The sequence below is a fragment of the Suilimivivens aceti genome (assembly GCF_025567405.1).
Lineage (GTDB): Bacteria > Bacillota > Clostridia > Lachnospirales > Lachnospiraceae > Suilimivivens > Suilimivivens aceti.
The window spans coordinates 77,697-103,177 of record NZ_JAOQKJ010000005.1 but is presented as its reverse complement, the minus strand read 5'-3'; the positions used below and the strand labels follow the sequence as shown (position 1 = coordinate 103,177).

At 42.7% G+C, this 25,481-nt stretch carries 24 protein-coding genes and 1 tRNA gene; 24 read left to right on the top strand and 1 reads right to left on the bottom strand.

Annotated elements, in window-relative coordinates; genetic code table 11:
• Positions 1 to 71: 71 nt before the first annotated feature.
• The 5 genes from OCV77_RS07105 (at position 72) to OCV77_RS07085 (ending at position 6,432) form a co-directional block, all read left to right on the top strand.
• Positions 72 to 2,441 (top strand): ABC transporter substrate-binding protein, encoded by a 2,370-nt coding sequence (locus OCV77_RS07105; RefSeq protein ID WP_262574285.1) that lies wholly within the window; start codon positions 72 to 74, stop codon positions 2,439 to 2,441.
• Positions 2,383 to 3,231 carry a carbohydrate ABC transporter permease gene (locus tag OCV77_RS07100; protein ID WP_118798801.1) on the top strand — a complete coding sequence of 283 codons (849 nt, stop codon included), beginning with the start codon at positions 2,383 to 2,385 and terminating at the stop codon, positions 3,229 to 3,231. Before OCV77_RS07105 ends, OCV77_RS07100 begins: the two co-directional genes overlap by 59 nt.
• A 3-nt stretch (positions 3,232 to 3,234) precedes the next feature.
• Positions 3,235 to 4,083 carry a carbohydrate ABC transporter permease gene (locus OCV77_RS07095; protein WP_262574283.1) on the top strand — a complete coding sequence of 283 codons (849 nt, stop codon included), beginning with the start codon at positions 3,235 to 3,237 and terminating at the stop codon, positions 4,081 to 4,083.
• A gap of 4 nt (positions 4,084 to 4,087) precedes the next feature.
• A complete protein-coding gene (locus OCV77_RS07090) occupies positions 4,088 to 5,392 on the top strand; it encodes an RND family efflux transporter (RefSeq protein WP_262574282.1) in 1,305 nt (434 codons plus the stop codon).
• Between the two features lie 77 nt (positions 5,393 to 5,469).
• The gene (locus OCV77_RS07085; RefSeq protein ID WP_262574280.1) at positions 5,470 to 6,432 is read left to right on the top strand and encodes a 3'-5' exonuclease; all 963 of its coding nucleotides are present in this window, start codon (positions 5,470 to 5,472) and stop codon (positions 6,430 to 6,432) included.
• On the opposite strand, the gene OCV77_RS07080 is transcribed toward OCV77_RS07085, so the two are convergent.
• Positions 6,423 to 7,910, bottom strand: a complete 1,488-nt coding sequence (locus OCV77_RS07080; RefSeq protein WP_262574279.1) for a D-alanyl-D-alanine carboxypeptidase family protein — start codon at positions 7,908 to 7,910, stop codon at positions 6,423 to 6,425. The two genes, OCV77_RS07085 and OCV77_RS07080, sit on opposite strands and share 10 nt — an antisense overlap.
• Before the next feature lie 165 nt (positions 7,911 to 8,075).
• Between OCV77_RS07080 and trmB the strand changes: the two genes are divergently transcribed.
• From trmB to OCV77_RS06985, 19 genes are all read left to right on the top strand, one after another.
• On the top strand, positions 8,076 to 8,732 hold the full coding sequence (trmB, locus tag OCV77_RS07075; protein WP_118798796.1) for a tRNA (guanosine(46)-N7)-methyltransferase TrmB: 657 nt from the start codon (positions 8,076 to 8,078) through the stop codon (positions 8,730 to 8,732).
• Between the two features lie 36 nt (positions 8,733 to 8,768).
• Positions 8,769 to 9,086: a thioredoxin gene (gene trxA, locus OCV77_RS07070; protein WP_118798795.1), complete on the top strand. Its 318-nt coding sequence runs from the start codon at positions 8,769 to 8,771 to the stop codon at positions 9,084 to 9,086.
• 105 nt (positions 9,087 to 9,191) lie between these two features.
• A complete protein-coding gene (locus tag OCV77_RS07065) occupies positions 9,192 to 10,538 on the top strand; it encodes an ArsB/NhaD family transporter (RefSeq protein WP_262574277.1) in 1,347 nt (448 codons plus the stop codon).
• A gap of 15 nt (positions 10,539 to 10,553) precedes the next feature.
• Positions 10,554 to 11,153: a cytidylate kinase-like family protein gene (locus OCV77_RS07060; RefSeq protein ID WP_262574275.1), complete on the top strand. Its 600-nt coding sequence runs from the start codon at positions 10,554 to 10,556 to the stop codon at positions 11,151 to 11,153.
• Between the two features lie 172 nt (positions 11,154 to 11,325).
• Positions 11,326 to 11,399, top strand: a tRNA-Pro gene (locus OCV77_RS07055).
• A gap of 168 nt (positions 11,400 to 11,567) precedes the next feature.
• Entirely contained in the window at positions 11,568 to 11,999 is a 432-nt protein-coding gene (locus OCV77_RS07050; protein WP_331488804.1) for a GtrA family protein, read from the top strand.
• Between the two features lie 12 nt (positions 12,000 to 12,011).
• Positions 12,012 to 13,328, top strand: a complete 1,317-nt coding sequence (locus OCV77_RS07045) for a S1C family serine protease (RefSeq protein ID WP_262574274.1) — start codon at positions 12,012 to 12,014, stop codon at positions 13,326 to 13,328.
• Between the two features lie 38 nt (positions 13,329 to 13,366).
• On the top strand, positions 13,367 to 14,314 hold the full coding sequence (locus tag OCV77_RS07040; RefSeq protein ID WP_262574273.1) for a 3'-5' exoribonuclease YhaM family protein: 948 nt from the start codon (positions 13,367 to 13,369) through the stop codon (positions 14,312 to 14,314).
• A 43-nt stretch (positions 14,315 to 14,357) separates the two neighbouring features.
• A complete protein-coding gene (rlmD, locus tag OCV77_RS07035) occupies positions 14,358 to 16,082 on the top strand; it encodes a 23S rRNA (uracil(1939)-C(5))-methyltransferase RlmD (protein WP_262574271.1) in 1,725 nt (574 codons plus the stop codon).
• 141 nt (positions 16,083 to 16,223) lie between these two features.
• On the top strand, positions 16,224 to 16,394 hold the full coding sequence (locus OCV77_RS07030; RefSeq protein WP_262574269.1) for a hypothetical protein: 171 nt from the start codon (positions 16,224 to 16,226) through the stop codon (positions 16,392 to 16,394).
• A 33-nt stretch (positions 16,395 to 16,427) separates the two neighbouring features.
• On the top strand, positions 16,428 to 17,693 hold the full coding sequence (locus OCV77_RS07025) for a hypothetical protein (protein ID WP_262574268.1): 1,266 nt from the start codon (positions 16,428 to 16,430) through the stop codon (positions 17,691 to 17,693).
• Positions 17,694 to 17,702: 9 nt separating this feature from the next.
• The gene (locus tag OCV77_RS07020; protein ID WP_262574267.1) at positions 17,703 to 19,193 is read left to right on the top strand and encodes a hypothetical protein; all 1,491 of its coding nucleotides are present in this window, start codon (positions 17,703 to 17,705) and stop codon (positions 19,191 to 19,193) included.
• A 246-nt stretch (positions 19,194 to 19,439) separates the two neighbouring features.
• The gene (locus OCV77_RS07015) at positions 19,440 to 19,727 is read left to right on the top strand and encodes a TfoX/Sxy family protein (RefSeq protein WP_262574490.1); all 288 of its coding nucleotides are present in this window, start codon (positions 19,440 to 19,442) and stop codon (positions 19,725 to 19,727) included.
• Between the two features lie 372 nt (positions 19,728 to 20,099).
• Positions 20,100 to 20,456: a MobC family plasmid mobilization relaxosome protein gene (locus OCV77_RS07010; RefSeq protein WP_262574265.1), complete on the top strand. Its 357-nt coding sequence runs from the start codon at positions 20,100 to 20,102 to the stop codon at positions 20,454 to 20,456.
• Positions 20,457 to 20,602: 146 nt separating this feature from the next.
• On the top strand, positions 20,603 to 20,911 hold the full coding sequence (locus tag OCV77_RS07005; RefSeq protein WP_262574263.1) for a replication initiator protein A: 309 nt from the start codon (positions 20,603 to 20,605) through the stop codon (positions 20,909 to 20,911).
• Positions 20,912 to 21,232: 321 nt separating this feature from the next.
• The gene (locus OCV77_RS07000) at positions 21,233 to 21,469 is read left to right on the top strand and encodes a hypothetical protein (protein ID WP_262574262.1); all 237 of its coding nucleotides are present in this window, start codon (positions 21,233 to 21,235) and stop codon (positions 21,467 to 21,469) included.
• A gap of 66 nt (positions 21,470 to 21,535) precedes the next feature.
• Positions 21,536 to 21,901, top strand: a complete 366-nt coding sequence (locus OCV77_RS06995; protein WP_055304882.1) for a helix-turn-helix domain-containing protein — start codon at positions 21,536 to 21,538, stop codon at positions 21,899 to 21,901.
• A 154-nt stretch (positions 21,902 to 22,055) separates the two neighbouring features.
• Positions 22,056 to 23,048, top strand: a complete 993-nt coding sequence (locus tag OCV77_RS06990; RefSeq protein ID WP_262574261.1) for an ORF6N domain-containing protein — start codon at positions 22,056 to 22,058, stop codon at positions 23,046 to 23,048.
• A 48-nt stretch (positions 23,049 to 23,096) separates the two neighbouring features.
• Positions 23,097 to 25,103, top strand: a complete 2,007-nt coding sequence (locus tag OCV77_RS06985; RefSeq protein ID WP_262574260.1) for a recombinase family protein — start codon at positions 23,097 to 23,099, stop codon at positions 25,101 to 25,103.
• Positions 25,104 to 25,481 lie beyond the last annotated feature (378 nt).

Genomic DNA, 25,481 nt, shown 5'->3' with positions numbered 1-25,481 from the left:
AGAGGCAGATTAGAGAAAGGGCTGTTATGCTGTGAGACAGAAAATCAAACAGCGAAAAGGAGTGCTTTTTCATGAAGAAAAGGAAAAGATGGATAAAAACAGGAAGTCTTCTGCTTGCCGGAATGCTATTGCTTAGTGGCTGCGGCACCTTGAAAAATACAGAAGGTACAGCAGGAAATGGAAAGACAGATGATGGCTCAGGCAGTACTGCCATGGGAAGGTATACGGAAACAGAGCTGTCTTTAGAGGATATGATGCAGGGAAACATCTGTCAGATGCTGACACTTTCAGATGGAAATATCGTAATACTTAACGAATTTGACAGTTCTCTGGTATCGGAAGATCAGGGACAGAGCTTTCATGCCTATGAGATACCGGTCGTGGATCAGCTGAACGCAGAACAGCATTATGTGATGGATCTGAAGATGAATGCGGATGGAACTACTGCTGTGATCTATGATGACAGCACGGAAGAAGAGTCTGTAGACGAGTTTGGAAAACATATCAGATATATAGTGATTTCTCCGGAAGGAGAGACGACGGAACTGACACTGCCGCTGCCAGAGGATGAATATGCCAGAAATGTGTGGGTTTCTCCGGAGGGGGACTGTTACTTTGCATCGGTCAGCGCCCATACGCTTTACCGGGTAAAGAAGGGAGAAACGGAAGGAACGCCTTTTCTGACCATAGATGAGGATGCGCCGAGAATGCTTTCCTTTGCCGGAGATCTGATGATCATGGATGGCTATGATTATGAGGCACCGCTTTTGTATGACCTTAAGGCGGATACGTATGTAGAGGATACTGTGCTGGCAGATTTTGTAAAGGAATACTATGGACAGAGGTCCTTTAACGGAAGCAGCTGGTTTGATCTGTACCTGTTTCAGGGAAAGGAAGACGGGGTGATCTATCTGGCCGGTACCAAAGGACTTCACAGATATGTGATCGGCGGAAGTGCAGTAGAGCAGGTCATTGACGGAAGCCTTTCAAGGCTCAGTTCTCCGTCCTATGGCCTGTGTGGCATGGTGGAGCTGGATAATCAGGAATTTCTGGCTGTTTTCAACGGTGGTATTGTCGTGCATTTTGTGTATGATCCAGATATTGCCTCTGTACCGTCTGTGAAGCTGAAGGCATACAGCCTTTCAGAAGATACTTATATGCAGGCAGCAATAACGGAGTATCAGGTAAATAACCCAGATGTTTATGTGGAATATGAAATCGGAATGGAGGAGGGAAGCTCCGTAACCAAAGAGGATGCCCTGAAAAAGCTGAATACACAGATTCTGGCAGGACAGGGACCGGATATTCTGATCATGGATGGAATGCCGCTTTCTTCCTATATAGAAAAAGGACTTCTGCTGGATCTGACAGATACTGTTGCTGATATGGAACAGGATGCAGAGTTCTTTGATAATGTCATAGAAGCAATGAAGCAGGATGGTGGGATTTATACGCTACCATGTACGATCAATCTTCCCATGGTATTTGGAAGACAGTGGGCAGCAGAGGCAGGCCAGGGTTTGACACGGGCAGCAGATGCTATTGAAAAGCTGCAGCAGGAAAATCCGGAAAGTCAGATTTTCCAGCCTTATATGTATTCTCCGGTAGCGGTAATGAAGTGTTTTGCGATGGTTTCTGCACCGGCATGGATCAGAGAAGACAGTACGCTGGATGAAGAAAAGATAAAAGAATTTCTGGTACAGACAAAGAGGATCTATGAGGCACAGATGAAGAGCATGACGCCGCAGAGACAGGAAAATTTTGATATGTACAATGAGTATTTTGTCGCTGACTATGGAGAAAACTGGGCAGCCAATATTTCATTCTGCGGACTGGATGAGATGAGTTACCTTGGCGGCGGAAGCCTGGCAGAGATGGGAATGGTAGACGGTACCTATGATTATGGAATGCTTACCTCAGTAAAAAAGGTAGACGGGTTTGAAGATGTTACCTTTGCGCCGATGAACGGGCAGAGCAGTGATGTGTTTATACCACAGACGCTGGTCTCTGTCAGTGCAGGATCGAAGAATCAGGAACAGGCACTTGACTTTTTACGGATGTTTTTCTCTGTGAAGTATCAGGGGCAGGTCAGTGGATTTTCCATTAATAAAGACGGCCTGAGAGAAAATTTTGCGGCAGGCAGAAATGCAAGCTGGCTGCAGGATCAGGAACCGGATGAAAACGGAGATGTAGTTTATAGCATGATGTCCGTAGGCAATGCTGACGGGCTGGAGGCCACTCTGAATGTCTACTGGCCCGATGAGGAAGCAGAAAACAGCCTGTATCAGCTGATAGAGCAGGTCAAAGTTCCCTATCTGGAAGATGAGACACTGGAAACGGCCGTATTTGAAGAGGGAAAGAAATATCTGGAAGGAAGCTGTGATGAAGAGGAGGCAGTCAGAAATATCAGGGAAAAGCTGGCCATTTATATGGCGGAGTAGCATACGGGAAAGAAGAGAGAAGAAAGCATTTTTATGCTTTCTTCTTCCCAGTCTGATCGGAACGGCGTTCTTTACCGTGATCCCTTTCGGAGATGTGGTCAGGCGGTCCTTTATGACAGAGGTGACCGGACAGTTTACCGGATTTTCCCATTACAAAACAATCTTTGCCAATCAGGCCTTTTTGCTGGCAGTGAAAAATACACTGCGGTTTACCCTGACCGGGATCCCGCTGCTGCTGATCTGCGGCTTTCTGATCGCTCTTTTGTTCAGCGGATCAGGAAAGGCACAGATATTGAAACCGCTGTATCTCCTGCCTTATGCCCTGCCGGCAGCAGTCGTTGTGATCGTCTGGAAAGTGATCGGCTATTATTTAACCGGGCAGGAATTTCTGGTACTGCTTTTGTGTTATCTCTGGAAAAATACAGGATATACGGTGATTTTGTGGCTTGCCGGGATCAAGGGGATCCAGAAGGAGATCCTGGAAGCGGCCATGGTGGACGGGGCAGGAAGCTTTCAGCGGGTGCGCTATATCATACTGCCGGGACTAAAAAATGTATTTTTTACTATTGTGATCCTGTCTTTCCTGAATTCCTTCAAGATCTACCGGGAGGCCTATCTGACAGCCGGAGCTTATCCTGACAGAAGTATTTACCTGCTGCAGCACCTGTTTAACAACTGGTTTGTGAATCTGGAGTTTTCCAAGATGGCGGCGGCTTCGGTACTGCTGTTTCTGGTACTGCTTTCCGGTATCTGGCTGCTGCAGGGCAGATGGAAGGAAAAAGAGGAGTAAGTGATGAGAAAAAGAGGAAAGGAATTACTGATCCTGGCACTTTTACTGCTGCCGGCGCTTGTAACGGTTCTGCCATTGTTTCTGCTTCTGACAGGGTCACTGATGGATGTGCAGGAGATCAGGGAAAGACTGATGCCGGTATTTACCGGAGAAGGAAGCTTTTTCTTTACGGCGATACCGGATTATCCCACATTCCTGAATTATGAAAAGCTGCTTCTGGAGACACCACAGTTTTTTGCGCTGTTCTGGAACAGTATGAGGATGACAGGGGCAGTGCTGGCAGGGCAGCTTCTTGTGGCAGTTCCGGCGGCTTTTGGATTTGCAGTCTATAAGGGGAAGGGCAGCAGGCTGCTGTTTTCCCTGTATACGGTACTGATGCTGATCCCGTTTCAGGTGACCATGCTTTCCAGTTATCTGGTTCTCACCAGGCTGCATCTGATGAATACACAGTGGGCGGTGATCCTGCCGGCTGTTTTTTCAGCGTTCCCGGTATTCTTATGTTACGGAGGATTTTCGGCGATCCCGCAGGCCATGCTGGAAGCGGCGAGGATAGACGGAGCCGGGGAAGCAGGACTGTTTCTTTGGATAGGGCTTCCTCTTGGCAGGGGCGGGATCTGTTCGGCACTGATCCTTGGATTTCTGGAATGCTTTAATCTGATCGAGCAGCCTATGGCATTTCTGGACGACAAATCCCTGTGGCCCCTGTCCCTGTATCTGCCGCAGATCAGCCTGAATCAGGCGGCGACAGCGTTCTGCGGCAGTGTGATCATGCTGATTCCGGTGCTTTTTGTATTCGGGCTTTTTCATGATGATCTGGAACAGGGAATTGTATATGCCGGGCTGAAGGAGTGAGGTTATGAAAGAAAAGAAACGGAAGATTTTTACAGGATTTATCATATTTCTTGGCATTATGTGGCTGTGCACCCTGATTTCCCGGGCTGTGTACGCTTATCAGCTTCCCATGGTAACTGCGCAGAAGCCGGACAGCAAATATGTAGAACATAAGGTGGAGGCTGAGGGCATCGTAGTTGCCGGAGGGGAAATTCCGGTGAACTTTGTCAGTGGCCTTCGGCTTGCCGGAATCTCTGTGCGGGAAGGTGACAGAGTGGAGGAAGGAGATCTTCTCTTTACGGTTGACCTGGCAGATCTGCAGGAGATCATAGAGGAAAAGCAGCAGGAGATTGACAGGCTTTCCGTGCAGATGGCATCCATAGAAGAAAATCAGGCGCTGGCACAGCAGAAACGGGATCTTGAGCTTGCACGGGCCAGAGAAGATTATGATACCACGGCACGGATCCAGGATACGAAAGTGGGAAGAGCCGCAGAAGCTTATGTTCAGGCAGAGGAAGACGGAGAAGAAGGCATGGACGAGGAAACGAAGGCGGCGCTGCAGAGCGCTGCCTATGCGGAGGCAGACACGAAAGCGGAACGGGATGAAGCCGTAAAAGATGCAGGAAGAAGGGTAGAGGATGCGCTTCTTCCAGAAGCCTCGTCTTCCGAGCTGACAGAGCTTTCCATGGAAAAGGAAAAGCTTTCAGACAGCCTTTCTGTTTATCGGGAGGTCCTGCAGCAGGAGGGACAGGTGTTTTCAGAAAGAAGCGGTGTGGTCACAGGAGTTTCTCTATCTGCGGGAGAGAGGATCGGGGATACGGCCGTGCTGCGGCTTTCAGATGATTCGGTACCCTGTCAGTTAAAGATCCTGATCAGCAGGGAGCAGAAAAAGCATGTGGGCCTGAAGGATTTCGTCACGGTAAAGCTGGAAGGAGAAAGTGAATTTCAGACGACGGTCACCTATCTTGGTGAAAGTGCTTCCGGAGATGGCAGCTATGAAATTCTGATCCCTCTTTCAGAAGGAGAAGGGATACCGGGACAGTCCGGAACCCTGACTGCTTCAGATGCAGGGGAGAAGTTTCCATTCTGTATTCCTGTTTATGCCCTGCATTCGGAAAATACAAGAAATTATGTATATGCGGTGAAGCAGCGGGAAGGGATCCTCGGAGAGGAGTCTTATATTGAGGAGATCAACGTGACAGTGCAGGATCAGAATGAGAATTATGCTGCCATAACCGGGGCACTGGATGGAGATACCATGATCGTGGTAAGTGCCACGAAAGAGATCAAAAACGGAGGTACCGTGCGCCAGCAGGGGCAGGTACAATAAGCACAGCATAAAAGTGGGTTGGTAGGGAAGCAGTTCTGTGGTAAAATAGATCCATCTTTATAAAGGAAACGAATGAAATGAACTATGTTGTGCTTGATCTGGAGTGGAACCAGAGTAATACAGGGGAAGAGCCAGAGGTAAAGGAAATCCCTTTTGAAATTATCGATATGGGTGCGATCCTGCTGAGCAGTGAACGGAAAATGATCAGTGAGTTCAATCAGCTTGTAAAGCCGGCGATCTATCAGCATATGCATGCTATTACCAGTAAGATCATCCATCTTCATATGAAGGATCTGCAAAAGGGGTGTCCTTTCCCGGAGGTGATGGAGGAGTTTCTTGCCTTTAGTGGGAGGAATGTGATCTACTGCACCTGGGGACCACTTGATCTGTATGAATTACAGAGAAATATGCGTTATTATAAAATGGAGCCACTAAGCACAGGTCCTCTTAAATTTCTGGATGTACAGAAGCTGTTCAGTATTGCCTATGAGGACCGCAAGTCCAGACGAAGCCTGGAATACGCGATTGACTTCCTGAAGATAGAGAAGGATATTCCTTTTCACCGGGCCTTCAGTGATGCTTACTATACGGCAAAGATACTTGAGATTCTGCCGGAAAATGTGCTGGAAAATTTTTCCATTGATACCTTTGTGCTTCCTGCATCCAGAGAGGAAGAGATCCATGTCTTCTTCCATGATTATATGAAGTATATTTCGAGGGAATTTATGGATAAGCAGGAGGCGCTGGAGGATAGGGAGGTGATCAGCACCAAATGCTATCTCTGTCATAGGAATATCCGTAAAAAGATCCGGTGGTTTACGCCAAACGGCAAGCATTATTACAGCGTGGCCGTCTGTCCGGTGCATGGCAGCATGAAATCAAAGATCCGGATCCGTAAAACAGAAAATGACGGTGTTTATATTGTGAAGACTTCCAAATTCATATCTGAAGAAGAATGTCAGAAGATCCAGGATAAGAGAGAGGAAGCCAGAGAACACCGCAAACAGAAAAAGAAAAAGCAGGCATCTCATCAGAAATGAATATCTCTGGATCCGGAAGAACGGCGGTTTCTGCCATGTTTCTTCCGGGTCCAGTATTTTTTCCTGCTGACAGAACGTGAGCTTCCGGAAAAGCTGTAATTGATGAGCAGATCCCGGATCACAAAGACCAGAATAGTCAGAGCTGCCAGGATAATGATGACCAGGAGTACGATCTTGATATTAATGAAGATGGTATTATCCATTCCACTGGTTACTGGCTCTGTTTTGGCAGGTGTAATGGGTGCGCTGTCAAAATCATAGGAAGAGTAGGCAGTAGCTTTTGCCAGGTCAACAGAGGCTGTACCAACATAGGTATCCTCATAATAGTAATTAATGGCAGCAACTTCATTTTCTCCGGATACATCATAGGAGATTTCCGAGGTCAGCTCCTGAAAGCTGACGGTCTTTGGCAGGATCAGATAGCTGTCTTTATTTAAGGAAAGAATCGGACTGGAATTCCCGAAAATATCATAGGAGGTATGGAAAAACTCGGTTTCATCGATATTGTATCGTGTTTCGTTTTCTGCTACGTTAGTCACGGTAAAATTTTTGAAACCATAGTCAAAAAGTCTGACGGTATCATTAAACTGTTCCGGACTTTCCTCCTTCATGACCACACAGATCAGCTTTAAGCCATTCTGTTCGGCACAGGTGACGAGGGTCTGCCTTGCTTCATCGGTATATCCGGTCTTGCCACCCTTTATTCCTTCATAGGGAGTGTCTCCGTTAATAAGCTGGTGCTTATTACGTACGGTAAAGTCATCTGGCTGGTCAGCAGTGGCTGCAAAGTGGTGCCTTGGGGTATTGCCGATCTTGCTCAGAAGCTCATTCTGGAAAAAGGCTTTCGCAATGATGGCAAGGTCATAGGCAGAGGTATAGTGGTTTTCATCAAACAGTCCATGAGGATTCACGAAATGGGAATCCTGACAGCCGAGCTCCCTTGCAGTCTCGTTCATCATATCGGCAAAGGCTTCCTGGCTTCCTGCCACATGCTCGGCAACGGCAGCGGCAACCTCATTGGCGGAGGCAACAAGAATACCGTACAGACACTCTTCCATAGTCATAGCCTGTCCTTCATCGATCCCGATATTGGAGCTGCCCTGCTGGATACCGAAGACAGCATCATGGGAAAATGTCACGATCTCGTCCATGGAGCATTCTCTGGCAGCGATCAGACAGGTAAGCAGCTTGGTGGTGCTTGCCGGATAAAGCTTCTCGTGGATATTTTTGGCATAGAGAACCACACCGGTATTGGCTTCCAGCACGATGGCGCCTTCTGCGCCGACGGCGGGACCCTCCGGCCAGTTTTCAATCTCATTGCTCTGTATGGGAAGGGTCAGACGCTCCTCCTGCTGGGCAGCAGCCTCGTTCAGGTCAGCCGGGGCAGCCAGAGCGGTGATGGGTGTCATGGCAGCTGTTACATATAAAAAAGCAGACAAAAAAAAGGTGCCTGCCTGATAAATCCTGTTATGTCTCATTTGGAGCTCTCCTTTTTCTTTTCTTATCTTACACTATTTACACTGAAAGCTGAACTGTTTTGAAAAGATTTATCATATTTTAATAAATTGTTCTGAGAAATATGCTTTCAGGAAAAGGAAAGATAAGGTAAAATATAGGTAAACAGATAAAGACAGGAGAAGGCTATGCGTTTAAAAAATGTACCGGGTTCACGGGAAGCGATCGCAGACAGCGTCTTTGTGATCCATGAGCCGGAAACAAATAAAGGTGCCTGGCAGCAGGTATTTGGCAATGACCATGAGATCCATGTAGAGATCGGCATGGGGAAGGGAAGATTTCTTTATGAAATGGCATCTCTGCACCCGGATATTAACTATATTGGTATTGAGAAATATTCCAGTGTCCTGCTTCGTGCTATCCAGAAGATGGAGGAAAAGGAGCTTCCAAACCTCCGCTTTGTCCGGATGGACGCCGAGGATATCACAGAGGTATTCGGAAGAGATGAGATTGACAGGATCTACCTGAATTTTTCAGATCCCTGGCCCAAGGACAGGCATGCCAAGAGAAGACTGCCGTCCAGACAGTTCCTTGCAAGATATGATGAGTTCCTGAAGGGGAATGGCGTACTGGAGTTTAAGACAGATAACCGTGACCTGTTTGACTTTGCAGTAGAAGAGGTACCGGAAGCAGGCTGGAAGATAAAGGAATGTACCTATGATCTGCACCATGATGACAGACTGATGCAGGGAAATGTCATGACAGAATATGAGGAAAAATTTTCCAGTATAGGGAATCCTATCTGCAAGTATATTATTTACAGACAAAACGATACTAACAGATAACTATATAACTATAATAAGGAAAAGGAGGAGATTTTGATGGAACTGAAGATCACAGAGCAGAATTTTGAGGAAGAGGTTGTAAAAAGCAATATACCGGTTCTGGTAGATTTTTATGCTGACTGGTGCGGACCATGTAAAATGATGGCACCGGTAGTAGCAGAGCTTGCAGCAGAATATGAGGGAAAATGCAAGGTTGGCAAGTGCAATGTAGATGAAAATATGAATCTGGCTCAGAAATATGGGGTCATGTCCATTCCCAACATGATCGTATTTAAGAGTGGAGAGGTAAAAGCAAATGTTGTAGGAGCTGTCAGCAAGACAGATCTTGCCGATAAAATTGACAGCGTTTTATAAAAAGTTCAGAAGTGTGAAAAAAATATAAAAATTTTGTGTCAAATTCTTGAATCACTCAGGGTTAGGTGTTATAATCACCCGAGGTTATAAGGAGGAGGAGAGAAAATGGCACAAATTATTGCAACTGTGATATTTCTTGTCATGTTTCTGCTGATCATATCAGAGAAGCTGGAAAGACATATCGTAACACTGCTGAGTGGATTACTGACATTGGTGCTGGTATTCGGTGTCTGCATGCACAGTATGTCAGCAGTGATCAATACGTTAAATTTTAAGGAGATTGGAACTTTAACCTTCTGGTATCAGGCTGGTGAAGCGGCTGAGACCTCCAGTGGCATCAACTGGGCAACCATTATCTTCATAGCAGGTATGATGATCATGGTAGAGGGTATGGGTAATGCAGGCTTCTTCCGCTGGCTTTGTATGAGACTGGCTAAGGCTGTTCATTACAAGACTGTAGCAATTTTCGTTACTTTTATGGTTATGTCCAGTATTCTGGCTATGTTTATTGACAGTATTACCGTTATACTGTTCCTGGCAGCAGTAACAGTAGAGCTGGCACAGCTTTTGAAATTTAATCCGGTACCTATGATTCTTTCAGAGATTTTCTGTGCGAATCTGGGTGGAGCGGCTACCATGTGTGGAGATCCCCCGAACATTATTATCGGAACATCCCTTGGATATTCATTTGGAGATTTTATCAGTAATACGGGACTGATCGTTATTTGTGCACTGGTACTTACCGTGATTTATTTCTTCCTCGTATTCCATAAGCAGCTGCGTAGTGACGGAACTGTAGATACATCCGCATTCCCGGATCCCAAAACAGCCATCAGGGATAAGAAGAGCTTTACCATCAGCTGCATTATCTTTGCACTTGCAGTAGTTCTTCTTGTAACACATGCACAGACAGGACTTACCGTTGCAACCATCGGACTTGGCATAGCCATCCTGACACTGGTCACATCTGGTAAGGAAGCTGTAGAGCTGATGAAAAAGGTAGATTACAAGACGCTGCTGTTCTTTGTCGGACTGTTTGTTGTAGTAGGTGGTCTGGAGCAGACCGGTGTGCTGGAAGTGATCGCAGGACTGATTGCCAAAGTCAGCGGAGGAAATATCAAGCTGATGATCGCTATTATCATCTGGGGTTCCGCTATTGCCAGTGCCTTTGTAGATAATATTCCATTTGCAGCAACCATGATTCCTGTTATCAAGAGTCTTGCCGTAGCACAGGGTGTAGACCTTTCCACTCTGGCATGGGCACTTTCCATGGGAACAGATATCGGTGGAAGTGCAACACCGATCGGTGCATCTGCGAATGTTGTTGGTACTGCTGTTGCAGCCAAGCATGGTCATCCTATTGGATGGGGCAAGTACTGTAAGGAAGTTGCACCTGCAACCATTATGGTAGTTTTATTCTCCATGTTATTTATCTTTGTAAGATACTTATAAAAGGAGGCAGCATCAATGGAAAAACAGCTTATTATTTCTATAGGACGTGAATTCGGATCAGGCGGACATGAGATCGCAGAGATTCTCGCAAAGCACTATGGACTGAATCTGTATGATAAGAACCTTCTGCAGGAGATTGCCAATGAGAAAAGCGTAGAGGTAAAGAACCTTGAGAAGTATGATGAGGTTCCAAGAAACCTCTTTATGACAAGAACTGTTAAGGGTTATTCCAATTCTGCAGAAGAGAACCTTGCCAATATGCAGTTTGATTACCTGAGAAAAAAAGCAGAATCCGGAGAATCCTTCGTGGTTGTAGGGCGCTGCTCTGAAGACGTATTAAAGAAGTATCCTGGAACGATCTCTATTTTCATCCTCGGTGACTGGGAGAGTAAGGTTGACCGTGTCGTACGTATTTATGGAATGAACAGGGATGAGGCAGAAACCTTTATGGTTCGTCAGGATAAAAAGAGGAAGAATTATCACAATTATTACTGTAAGGGTAAATGGGGTGATTCCCGTAATTATGATGTATCTATTAACAGCAGTAAGCTTGGAGAAGATGTAACTGCTGAGATGCTGATCGATTACATAGACAGGAGACAGAATAAGCACTGATCCACCTGAAATAAAAAGCATGGCAGGAAGCTGCAGGAGCAGTTCATCTGCCGTGCTTTTAAAAACAGAGCTTCTGCGGATTTCTCTGAATGCCGAATTGCACCTGAATAGCAGGTTTTCAGTATTGACAATTTGGTCTAAAAATTGTATGATAGCTAATGTCGTATGAAATCGGGGTGTGGCTCAGCTTGGTAGAGCGCTACGTTCGGGACGTAGAGGTCGCGTGTTCGAATCACGTCACCCCGACTATAGTTAAGTAAGGTCTGAGGATCTGTGATCCTCAGGCTTTTTTATGTCATCGGAAATGACCCGTTCTGGGTGGAGAATCCTGCTTGCAGGATTCTTTCTTGCAAAAAGGGCTGTAAAATTTTATACTGTTATCATGTGAGAATATATGGAAAAGAGGATACAGACGTGATCGAAAAGCTGAAAGGTAAACTGGATATAACCTTCCTGAAATTTGTACTGGTAGGTGTTGTCAATACAGTCGTAGGGACGGCTGTCATGTTTCTTGCTTACAATCTGCTGCATCTGTCATACTGGATTTCTTCTGCCGCCAATTATATAGTAGGCAGCATATGCAGCTATTTCCTGAATAAATATTTTACCTTTCAAAATAAAAGTAAATCTCCGGTTGTCATCCTTAAATTCATTTTAAACATTACCGTGTGTTATCTGATCGCATATGGTGGTGCAAAGAAGCTGATCCTGCTTCTTTTAAGCGGACTTTCCACAGAATGGCAGGACAATATCGCCATGGTATGTGGCATGGGACTGTTTGTAATACTGAATTACTTTGGTCAGAGATTCTTTGCTTTTAAAGAGGAGAAAAGGGAAAAGGAATAAGGAGAAATCTGTATGGAAGAACAGCAGAATCAGGACAGAACGGATTTTTTGAAAGAGACCATCAAGCAGCGTCCCTTAAACCGGAAAAAACTGATAAGGAAAACAATTATCACAGCCGCTATGGCTGTGATCTTCGGACTGGTAGCCTGTCTGACCTTTCTTCTTCTGGAACCGGTCATAAGCAACCGCCTTTATCCAGAAGAAAAGCCGTCTACTGTAGTACTCGTGGAAGAGAAAGAGTCAGAAGAGATCCTGCCGGAGGATATGATCGCAGATGATTCCGAAATGTCCCCGGAGCCCGTAACACCGGTACTGGAGGATGAGCAGATCGCTCAGTTGCTTTCCGAGATGAAGCTTGGTGTCGAGGATTATACATCGCTTTACGATTCACTGGCGGCAGTTGCGAAGAGTGTGCAGTCTTCCATGGTGACAGTGGTTGGAATTACCTCAGATGTGGACTGGTTTAATAATGAATATAAAAATGAGGGATCTGTTGCCGGAGTGATCATAGCAGATAACGGAAAAGAACTTCTGATCCTGACGAATTATCCAGCTATTGAAGACGCAGAGCTTCTGGAAATCACATTCAGCGATGAACTGGAATATGAAGCTGAACTGAAAAAAAAGGACAGTAATACAGGACTGGCTATTCTTGCAGTAGAAAAAAATACTATGAAGAGGACAACGCTGCAGGCTGCAGAGCCGGTTAAGCTGGGAACCTCTGCCGGAAGCAACCTCATAGGAAACCCGGTTATTGCACTTGGACAGCCTGCGGGTGTTGCCGGGTCTGTCTGTTATGGCTTTGTAACCTCTGCAGGCAGTACGGTCGATCTTCCTGATTCCAGATATAAATGGATCACTACTGATATTTACGGCAGCTCTTCTGCCACGGGCATTCTTGTGAATTTAAGCGGGCAGGTAATAGGTATCATAGATTCCTCCCATAACAGCAGTGATACCAGAAATCTGGTCAGTGCTATAGGGATCACGGATCTCCGGAAGCTGATCGAGAGAATGTCAAATGATAAGGATATTCCGTATCTTGGTATCCATGGTGCAGATGTGACGTTGCAGGTGCATGAGGAACTCGACGTACCTTATGGAGCCTATATCATGGAAATAGACATGGATTCGCCGGCAATGGCGGCAGGTATACAGAGCGGAGATGTGGTCACCGGAATTGGAGATACCAAGGTTACCAGTTATCAGGAGCTGATCAATGGTATGATGGATATGGAGCCGGAAGAAACTATGACGTTGACACTGCTTCGTCAGGGACCGGAAGGCTATACGGAAATGGAGCTCCCCGTAACGTTGGGAACCCGATAAGAGAAAAATCATGAACAAAAGGAAAGGGCAAAGTAGAAATGAAATATATTAAAGATTATAAAGACGGTGACAGAGTGTTTGATATTTACCTCTGTAAACACAAGATCTCGGCGGTAACAAAGAATGGAAAGCCTTATGATACAGTGGTACTTCAGGATAAAACAGGAACCATAGACGCAAAGGTGTGGGATCCCAATAATGCAGGTATCGCAGAATTTGATTCCCTGGATTATATCGAGGTGTATGGAGATATTACCAGCTTTCAGGGAGTGCTGCAGGTCAATGTCAAAAGAATCCGTAAGTGTCAGGAAGGTGAATATGCGCCTGCGGATTATCTGCCTGTCAGCAGATTCGACAGAGAAGAAATGTATCAGGAGCTGCTTTCTTATATTAACGGAGTGGAAAATACATATCTGAAGCAGCTGCTCCAGGAGTTTTTCGTAAAGGATCAGGCGTTTATCAGTGCCTTTAAGCAGTCATCCGCAGCCAAAACGGTGCACCACGGATTTGTGGGAGGCCTGCTTCAGCATACACTCGGTGTAACAAAGCTCTGCGATTATTATTGTAGTACATATCCACTGTTAAAGAGAGATCTGCTGATCACAGCAGCAATCTGTCATGATATGGGAAAGACCAGAGAGATTTCTCTTTTCCCGGAAAATGACTATACCGACGCAGGACAGTTCCTTGGTCATATTGTGATCGGTGTGGAAATGATCGGTGAAAAGGTGCGGAATATCCCAGGCTTCCCGGAAGTATTGGCGAATGAACTGAAGCACTGTATCCTTGCGCATCATGGGGAATATGAATTTGGTTCGCCAAAGAAACCTGCGATCATGGAAGCCATGGCGCTGAACCTCGCAGATAATACGGATGCCAAGATGGAGACCTTTACTGAGATTCTGGAAAACAGCAAGGATAATAACGGATGGCTTGGCTTCAACAGACTGTTTGATTCCAATTTGACAGGAACCAGAATGGAATAATAGCAGGAAGCCATAATAACGCAGAAACAGGGCGGAGAAAAGCGTGAAAAACAGAGAAAACAGCTTTAAAAAGAATGACACTATAGAAACAGAAATTATAGATATAAGTCATGATGGAGAAGGGATAGGCAAGGTAGACGGCTATCCCTTTTTCATCAAGGACACTGTGATCGGAGACCGGATCCTGGCAAGGGTTACCAAGGTCAAAAAAAACTATGGCTATGCCAGGGTGGAAAAAATCCTGAAGCCTTCTGACTGGCGTACAGAGCCGCCCTGTAAGCTGTACAGACAGTGTGGCGGTTGTCAGATCCAGGCGATGGATTATCAGGAACAGCTTGCCTTTAAGCAGAGGAAGGTCCGTGATCAGCTGATTCATATCGGAGGCTTTTCGGAGAAGCTGGTAGATGAGACGGGCGAGCCTGTTGTGGGAATGGAATGTCCTTTCCGTTATCGTAATAAGGCTCAGTATCCGGTGGGACAGAACAAGGATGGCGAGCCGGTGACTGGATTTTATGCGGGAAGAACACACAGTATCATTGAAAATACAGAATGTTATCTCGGAGCAGAAGAGAATCAGGTGATCCTGCAGGCAGTTCTTACCTATATGAAGGAAAATCATGTTCCGGCTTATGATGAGGTGAGCCACAAGGGGCTGATCCGACATATACTGATCCGAAAAGGTTTTACCAGCGGAGAACTGATGGTGTGCCTTGTGATCAACAGCAGAAAGCAGCTCCCCTTTCAGGATCGCCTGATCCGGCTCCTTAAGGAGATACCGGGAATGACCAGTATTTCCTTAAGCCATAATCTTGAAAAAACGAATGTCATCATGGGAGGGGAGGTCACTACGATCTGGGGTAATGACCGGATACAGGACACGATCCATGTAAGGGATGTCCTGCATGATTTTGCACTGACAGATCAGGGGATCACCTTTTCTATTTCTCCGCTGTCCTTTTATCAGGTCAATCCTGTCCAGACAGAGAAGCTGTACAGCCTTGCACTTTCCTATGCAGCACTTACCGGAAAGGAAACGGTCTGGGATCTGTACTGCGGGATTGGAACGATTTCTCTTTTCCTTTCCGGCAGGGCAAAGCAGGTTTATGGCGTGGAGATCATTCCGCAGGCCATTGAGGATGCCCGGAAGAATGCAGAAAGAAATCACATCACTAATGCAGAATTTTTCGTAGGAAAGGCAGAGGAGGTACTGCCAGAGAAATATGGACAGGAAGGGATCTTTGCAGATGTGATCGTGGTAGATCCGCCCAGAAAGGGCTGTGACGGAGCCTGTCTTGATACCATGCTGAAAATGAAGCCGGAGAGGATCGTATATGTGAGCTGTGACAGTGCGACTCTTTCAAGAGATCTGAAGATCCTCTGCGAGGGTGGCTATGAGCTGAAAAAGTGGCGGGCGGTGGATCAGTTCCCAATGACCGTGCATGTGGAGACGGTTTGTCTTTTGTCCAAACTCCACGAAGCGAAGCATCATGTGAATGTAAGACTTGACATGGACGAGATGGATTTAACGGCGGCTGAGAGCAAGGCTACTTATGAGGAGATCAAAGCATACGTGGCTAAGCATAATGATGGAATGAAAGTTTCAAATCTGTATATTGCACAGGTTAAGGCTAAGTATGGGATTATAGAGCGAGAAAATTATAACAAAGTAAAGTCAGATGATGCCAGACAGCCCAAGTGTCCAAAGGAGAAGGCAACAGCAATCGAGGCGGCATTGAAGTATTTTCAGATGGTTCCAAGTGAATTATAGGATGATTTTGTTTATAAGAAAAAGCTATTATGAAATGATTATGAACCGGAAGTAACTGTGTGGGATAAGAAATTTAGGCTAGACTTTATTGCTTATAGTCCTGGCAATGCTGATATTTTCTGATATTTGGAGCATGTAGGAATGCAAACAGACTCTGAAAATATGATGCGTTGGGAAAAGAAGAAATCTTATTATGCAGAGCATAGAATAATTGAAGGCAAAAACCTTATTATTACCTGTGATGGAGATGATGGAAGTCTTGATGCACAGGAAATTGATAAACTTATAAAGAAAATATTTGATTTAGATTAAGTTGTTTACGTTATAGATAAGGTGGTAGGTGCTATGGGATTGTTGGAACCAATTACTCATAAAGAAGAGATTGAAAGCTTATTAAATGAGGCACAATCTATGTATGATAACGCAAAAAATAAGTTTGAGTCACAGAAGAAACAGACAACTAAGCGTTTGGAGAATCTTGGAAAAGTTAAAGTTAATGCTTGGATGGAAGGAATGGATTCTTTTGTGACTGCATTCGGTACATTTAAGAATGTGGAAATGGATAGAAGAATTGATTCTAATATGGATTTTATTGGTTCTGACGAAGAGCCTAAGCAGATGCTTATGAACATTCAGAATGCATCAATGACTGCTAATGAAGTTGCTAAAGCAGGTTTTGCTGCTTTAGGAACAGGTGCATTGGTTGGTATTGCCTCTTATGGTGGAGCAATGATGTTTGGTACGGCATCAACAGGAACAGCTATAGCAGCTCTTTCTGGTGCTGCGAAAACAAACGCTACATTAGCTTGGTTTGGTGGTGGTGCTAAGGCAGCAGGTGGATTAGGTATGGCAGGCGGTAAATTAATACTTGCTGGGGTTGTTGTAGCCCCTATTGTAGCCGTAGCAGCGGTAATTGCTGGAGCAAAAGGAAAAGAAAAGCTTGCTGAAGCTAAGAAGATACATGCAGAAGCAGAAGAAGCGGTATCTCAGATGAACATAATGACTACTGGAATGGAAGGCATTGCAAAGATGTCTGATAACTACTCTAGTTTCATTAAAAAATTAAATAAAAAGTTTGCTCCATTTTTACAGGAACTCGAAAGAATAAAGAACTCACATCCTGTAGATGCGGACGGAATGATTGATTTCGATAGTTTATCTATTGTGGAGCAAAAGACGCTCCACGTGTCTTGGCTGATGGCACAAGTTTATTATCATGTATTATCTACACCTATTCTAAATTCAAAGGGTGAGGTCTCAAGTGAGGCTAGGGAGGCATTAAGTGCTTCTACAAAAGGATTAAAGCAGATTAAGAAAGATACATATAAAATGGTTGATGAAGATGCGCAAGTCGGAGATATTGTTTGGAAACCAGAAGCAAATAAAATGCTTATAGTTAATTTCTTTGCAGTAGTCATAATGATAGCTTTGGGATGTTTATCAATGAGCACGAGTGTTTTGAAGGGGATTTTACTCATAGTTTGTGCGGGAGTTGCATTTCCTATATTTTTTAAGTTTAGAAATCTTCCAGCTAGTAGAATCTATACGTGGCGTCTTGTAAGGCTTGTTGGAGCAATAGTTATAGCGATTGCAATCGCAGCATTATTGTAGGAGGTGTCTATGTCTTTTTTTAAGAAAGTTGTTAAAGATGCATCTAAGACAACAGAAAATTTAGTTGGTAATATGGCGTCATCAAATGCTCAAAATGCAACAAATGCTGCTGTTGATGGTATGGACCTGTTTAGATGGAAAATTGGAACACCAATTATCCAGAATGGACATTTTGATCAACAAAAGGGCAATTTGTTTGAATATATAGAAGCAGCAAAGTTTAATGCGGACGCTGCAAGTAAGGGAATGTCAGCAAAAGCTGTTGTTACCGATGTTTATGATCAGGGCGCGGCGGCAGACATATTAATTAAAGATGGAGGTCGTGTACAAAAAGAAGTTCAGGCTAAATTTGTAAAGTCTGTAAGCTGTAAAGGAATTGAGAGAAGTGCTGCTAACAGTGTATTTGATCAGGCTGGAGGTCAGAGAGACCATTGGGGAAAATACAATGGTATGGATAGACTCATACGTAAAGATGAGCATTACAATGCGGATGGTTCTATGCTAAAAGAAGCAAAAAAACTTGCAAAGAATAGAGCAGAGTCGCAGGATATACATGCAGGTGATTTTAGGGATGTTCATGAGCATCTGACAGATGAATTACATTATGGTGATGCAACATCTGGTGGAACTACTTTTGAAGAAGTTCAGATGGCATATGAAACGCCGGAAAAGTATGCAAAAGCATTTGAAAGAAAAGCAGTCAAAGTTGAAATGAAGTGTACAGCAGCCAATATGGCTAAGGCCAGTTTTGTAATAACAGGAATAGTATCTGGGGTTACAAATATGTTCGAAGTATTTCAGGACAAGAAAGAACTGGATGCTGCATTACATGATGTTGGAGCAGATGCAATAAAGGGAGCAGCAAGAGGTGGCGCAACTGGCATTGTAAGTACTGCAATTAGATATAAAGGAATAAAAGCTGGAAGTGCTTTACTTAGTGATTCAGTTGCTGCGACAGTTATGGCAGGTGGAATTATTGATGGAGGAGTGGCACTTTATTCATATGCGCGTGGTGAAATTGATGAGCAGCAACTTAAAGAGCAGTTAGTGGATACAACTGCCAAAGCTGCGACTACCATATATTTTACCAAGGCAGTTGGAACTATTATGGGGTCTGCGGTAAATCCAATTCTTCCGATAGTTGTATATACTACTGCAAGTTATGTAGTTACGTGTACACGTGAGATTATAAAGAATGCAAATTTAAATGCTGCCGAGTATGACAGAATGACAGCTATTCTTTTAGAGTCAGCACGTGAAATGGATGAGTATCATGAAGAGTTCAAAAAGCATGTTGCTCGATGTGAAGAACGTCAGAGAAAAATGTTTGATCGATTTATTGATACTTTTGAATATAACCTGGAGACAGGAGAAAATTATGATCAGGCTATTTACGCAATATGTCAATTTGCAGATGAGGCGGGGATAGCTTTACAATATGTGGAGTTTGATGAGTTTAGCAGGGCAATGAAGTCAAAAGAAAGTTTTGTCCTTAAATAGGAATATCAAAATAAACGCTTCATAGCGAGTACATATAGTTGTTGTGTTTGGTTAGATATGATATGCATGAAGTACGAGAAATTATGAAAATAGATAGTTGCTCGAAACTATGACAATTTTATTGCAGAAAGAAAAGACAATGATTCCCAAACTGGCGGAAAGATTTGAGGTATTTTGCAGGATAATAAACCGGATATTGCAGGTTTTTGCAAGGCGAGTATTTATCTGAGCGATAAACGGAAGGCAGTGCCGGAGAAACTGAAGACTATTGTCAGGCATCCAATAAAGACTATGGGAGAATACATCCTTTATTATCGAGGAAGGTTTTTTTGCGGAATATATGATGACAGACTTTTGGTAAAGCCGGTTCCGGTGTCGGTGAAACTGATGCCGGATGCTGAGATGGAACCGCCATATGATGGTGCGAAAAAAATGATTCTGGTTGATGATGTGGATAATCGGCAGTTTCTGTGTGAATTGGTTGAGAGCATGTGGGAAGAATTGCCGAAGAAGAAAGAGAAAAAGTGCAAGTAAGACTTGACAAAAACGAACAAGTATTCTATATTTAACTGCGGAGATTTTATACCCAAAAGCAGAAAATACGAATGTACAAATGGAGCTCAAACCCTTTTGGTTTGGGCTTTTTCTAATTTTGTAGAAAATCTGAGAATAACTATTTCTAAAAAGTCAATTATCATTTTGTAATGGAAAATGGACAGAATTATTCACAAAACTGTTTGTACAATACTAACAAATTTTTGAGCGTATATAGTCTTGTAAAAGTGGCGGCATGGCAATCGAGTAACATCGGTTGCTTTTTTTGTTGCCTATTTTTTAGAAAGTCATCAATTGCCCCGATAGAGTGATTTCTAAAAAACAAAGTAAAAAGAGTGGAGGAAATGCAAAGTGAAAGAGTATTCAAAAGGTATTTATGTGAAATTTAAACCGGAGGAGGTGGAAATATTGCATGATCGGATGAAGGAAGCCGGAGTTCAAAATATGAGTGCGTATATCAGAAAGATGGCGTTAAACGGGTATGTAATAATCCCGGAATGGCCTGATTTGAACCGGGTAATATCTTTACATACAAGGATTAGTAATAATCTCAATCAGTATGCTAAGAAAGCAAATGAAACGGGGAAGCTGTATGAAGAGGATATTGCAGAAATAAAAAAGATGAATAATGAGCAAACAGAGCTTCTGAAAAAGGCACTTGAAGTAGTTATTCATCTATATGAGGAAGATTCAAAGAAGAGAAAGTGAATTGATAAAAAGCGTTAGCGTGGCTCTGCGGTTTATCCGCAGTTCGAGGGGATTGGGGCATTTTCCCCAACAAGCAAAAATGCGCCGGGTATATACCGGGGCACTGCTTGCCAATTTGAGAAAAAATGAAAGGAAGGACTTTATTTATGAGAAATTTAGAAAAAGAACAGATGCTTGGAAGAAATGGATTAGAAAATCTGTGCATTAAGTCGACGTTTAATTACTGTACTGGTGAAGAGCAGTTTACTTTCTTCAAGTTACCAAAATGTCTAATAGATGATGCATGCTTTTGGGGGCTGTCAATAGATGCAAAACTTTTATATGCAATCTTTTTAGATAGAGTTTCATTGTCTATAAAAAATGGATGGGTGGATGAAAACGGAAGAGTATTTATCTATTATTCCGTAAGAAATATTGGATTGTGGAACACAAAAAGCCTGCAAGTTATTGGATGAACTGGAGGAGTTCGGAACACTTGAACGTAAGCGACAGGGACTTGGAAAACCTAACAAGCTTTATCTGAAGAAAGTGTTTTGAAAGATATCCACATAAGAAAAAATCAAAGTGCTTAGGACGTAAAAATCACAGTCAGGAAATTTGATTTTTACGATTACAGAGTTTTTAATTTTACGGGTCTGGAACCGAAAAAATCAAAATCTAATAAGACTAATATTAACAATACTAATTTTAATAATATCTATCTTATCCTATCTGAATGAAGGAACAGTATCTTAGATGGGATATGATGGATAACAATGACAGAAAGGATTTCAATTATGGTTAAAAATAAAGTGGTTATAAAAGAAAGAGATACATGGAGTGATTTGGCGAATTTCATTGGTGAAATGGTGGCAAAGTACGCAGACGCAATGGGCTTGGATCAATTACCGAATCCGGATTGTTATCTTCGCATGAAGAGAATAAAACAGTTGTACAAGGAATTATATAAAACAGAAAATATTGAGAAATTCAGAAGTATTATCATTCCTATTGAAAGAAATGCTGCGGCATGATAGAATAACCGTATAAACGGAAAATGAAAACGATAAATGCGGATATAACATAACGGAGGAACACACATGATTATCAGTGAAAGAATTTTCTACATAATGGAGCAAAAGAATATGAGCCAGTTGGAACTGTCGAGAAGAACCGGGATTGCAACAAGCAACATCAGTGACTGGAAAAAGAAAAAGACAAATCCAAAAGCAGACTGTCTGTTATCAATATGTGACGCATTGGATATTACACCGGAACAGCTTTTAACGGGAAAAGGAATTGATCCGGAGTATAAAGATGCAGATATGGATTATGAAGTTACCAGGTCGGATATTAAGATATTAAAGCAGATTCATAGCCTTGGAGACGAACAGTATAAAAGATTGATGGCATATATGAAGGCATTGCAGAAATTGGAGCAGATGGAAAGCATTGTGGAGGAATAGTATGTGAAGTCGCAATTGACTGTGCTCTTTGAGCGAGGAAGGATTCTTGTCCGAAGGGCAAGAAGATGGAATATACAAGGAATGCGTGATTTCATAGCAACAGAATAGGAATCAGCAATTTATAGAAATTGTAATCGATTGGTTGGGAGGAAGAATGGAAGGAACAAAAGAATTGATTACTACGGATGTTATTCGGAGTAAGGTGTACATAATTCGCGGTCAGCAGGTAATGCTGGATAGAGATTTAGCGGAAATATATGGCTATGAAGTCAAAAAGTTAAATCAACAGGTAAAAAGAAATATAGAAAGATTTCCGGAAGATTTTATGTTTCAATTGGCAACTAGTGAAATTGAATCCGTGAGGTCACAAATTGTGACCTCACGAAAAAATGATTTTTTCGCTGGTCAAGAAGGTGGACGGAGATATTTGCCATATGCATTTACAGAACAAGGAATTTATATGCTTGCGACAGTTCTTCGTGGAGAATTGGCAGAACAGCAGAGTATATTTATAATGCGCACTTTTAGGGAGATGCGTCACTATATTAGTCAAAATCAACAGTTTGTTACTAGAAATGAAATGGATCTTTTAACAGCTAAGGTTGGAACGATAACGGAGAGACAGGATCGAATGGAGAAAAAAGTAGATTCCATTCAAAAAGATGTGACTATCTTAGCAGACAACTTCATTACGGATAAAGATAAGAAGAATTTTGTTATTTATAAAGGTCAGAAATTAGAAGCTGACATTGCTTACATAGAAATCTATCAACAGGCAAAGAAATCAATCTATGTTGTGGATGATTATATGAATGCAAAATCATTACAGCATCTTTCACAGAAGGACTATGGTGTGGAAGTCATTTTATTCACAGAGAATGGAAAAGGTGGGAGAGGATTTCTTACAAACTCTTTAGTGACGGATTTTCAAAATGAATATCCAACGATTCGGATTAAGCCGAATCCTGATTGTCACGACAGATTGATTGTACTTGATTATGGTGAAGAAACCGAGAAGGTATATCATTGTGGAGCATCCAGTAAGGATGCAGGGAAGAAACTTTGTGCTATCAATCAGATTACAGAGACAGCAATCATTCATCCGGTAATAAACAGATTACTTTCGTTGCCAGATAAAAAAATATAATTAGCGGTCATACTCTGACTGAAATAATGATATTATGAGGTGGTAAGAATGTCTAAAGAAAAGATAAAAGTGTATCTTTACACCCGTGTTTCTACAACCATGCAGATAGACGGATATTCTCTAGATGCACAGAAAACAAAAATGAAAGCCTTTTGTGACTATAATGAATATGAAATTGCCAGTGAGTATGAGGACGCTGGAAAATCCGGTAAGTCTATAGAGGGAAGAACTGCATTTAATCAGATGATGGACGATATCAAATCAGGGAAAGATGAAGTGTCTTATGTCCTTGTATTTAAGCTTTCCAGATTTGGAAGAAATGCGGCAGATGTTCTTGCAACATTACAAGTGATGCAGGATTTTGGTGTGAATCTGATTTGTGTAGAGGATGGAATAGATTCATCTAAAGATGCCGGAAAACTTATGATATCTGTTTTGTCAGCAGTGGCGGAGATTGAACGTGAGAACATTCGTGTTCAGACAATGGAAGGCAGGATGCAGAAAGCCAGGGAAGGTAAATGGAATGGTGGTTTTGCACCATATGGATATGCTCTCATTGATGGAAAATTGGTAGTGAATGAGGAAGAGGCAGTAGCTATCAGAACGATATTTGACCAATATGTAAATACAGATCTAGGAGCGAATGGAATTGCTAAATATTTAGAAAATCATGGAATTCATAAGATAGCCAGACAGAATGGTAAAAATCCGTTATTTGATGCTGCTCTTATCAGAAGGATTATACAGAATCCGGTTTATAGCGGTAAAATCTCCTATGGCAGAAGACGGACAGAAAAGGTTCATGGTACAAGGAACGAGTACAGGCAGGTTAAGAAAGACGATTATCTGTTGGTAGATGGTTTACATGAAGCTCTTGTATCAGAAGAAGTATGGGAGCAGGCACAGGTCAAGGTGGCGGCACAGGCTAAAAAGTACGAAAAGGTCAATCGTGATAAGAAAGAAAAGATACATCTTTTATCTGGAATTTTAAAATGTCCTGTCTGCGGTGCCGGAATGTATGGCAACAAGGCCATTAAGAAGCGCAAGGATGGAAGCAATTATAAGGACTTTTATTATTATGGCTGTAAACACCGGAATATGACCAGAGGTCATAAGTGTGATTATAAAAAACAGGTGCATGAGGAAATGCTGGATGCTTCTGTTGCAGAGGTGATCAGTAAACTGGTTAGCAATCCTAAATTTTCGGATTTAATACGTAGCAAGATAAATATGGAAGTAGACACCAGCGCATTAGATCAGGAAATAGCAAATTACGAAAAACAATTAAGACAGCTATATCATAATAAAGATATGATCTTGTCAGATATTGATTCCCTAGATTATGAGGATAAACATTATCAGCGAAGAAAAAAAGATTTAGAGAACCGTTTGTACAAGACTTATGATAAAATAGAGGAAGCAGAGGAATTGCTTATATCTGCAAAAACTAAAAAACGTGCTCTGCTAGCAGACAAGATTACGGGAGACAATATCTACAAGGCACTCATTTTCTTTGATAAGCTGTATGCCCAAATGAACGAAGCTGAGAAACGAGAGTTCCTGTCACAGTTAGTGGATAATGTGCAGATTTACGAAGAACGTAAAGAGAATGGACAATGGCTGAAATCCATAGAATTTAAGTTGCCGATTATAGAAAAAGAGTTTACCCTAAGTTTGGACAATGATACACAAAATGAGACGGTAGTACTGCTTTCCAAGGGCACTAAAGGTCCGGTGGACCTTTGCTCAGCGCAGACCGAAGTGGAACGGAGAATGGTCGATAGCAGAAAAGTGAAGGTGGACTTCTCTCTGGAGGATATGGATTTATCTGAATTTAAAGGAAAAGCAATTTATGAGCAGATAAAGACTTATGTACTGGAGCAGACAGGACTGAAGGTTTCTTCATTGTATATTGCACAGATTAAAAAGAAATGTGGATTAGATGTCGGTGAGAACTTCAATCCGGCTAAATCAGAGAATGCGAGACAGCCACAGTGTACACCAGAGAAGGAAGATGCGATTATGCAGGCGTTTAGACATTTTGGAATCATATAGATTGTGGATAAGCAGCATCGTGTGTCTTTCTTACTGCTAAGTAGCGAAAAAAGGACATTCCTTAACCGTAATTATTACGGGTCAAGGGATGTCTTTTTTGGCTGCCTTGGAGTGTCTAAAGGACAATGTAATGATACTGAGGGTATTAAGACTTATTAAAATTATACCTATCTTATCTAATCTAAAGATAAGGATGGATGGGATAATTACTAAGATTGAAGAATTTGCTTTTTCAAGATATACTTTTCGTAACAGATAGCGATAAATTATTCAATTTACTGATAGAAAAGATTGATAAATACGCAATTGCAATGGGAGAGTGACTGGTGGCTTCTCTGCAACAGTCTTCACAAGGAGAATAAGCATTTTTATAATGGG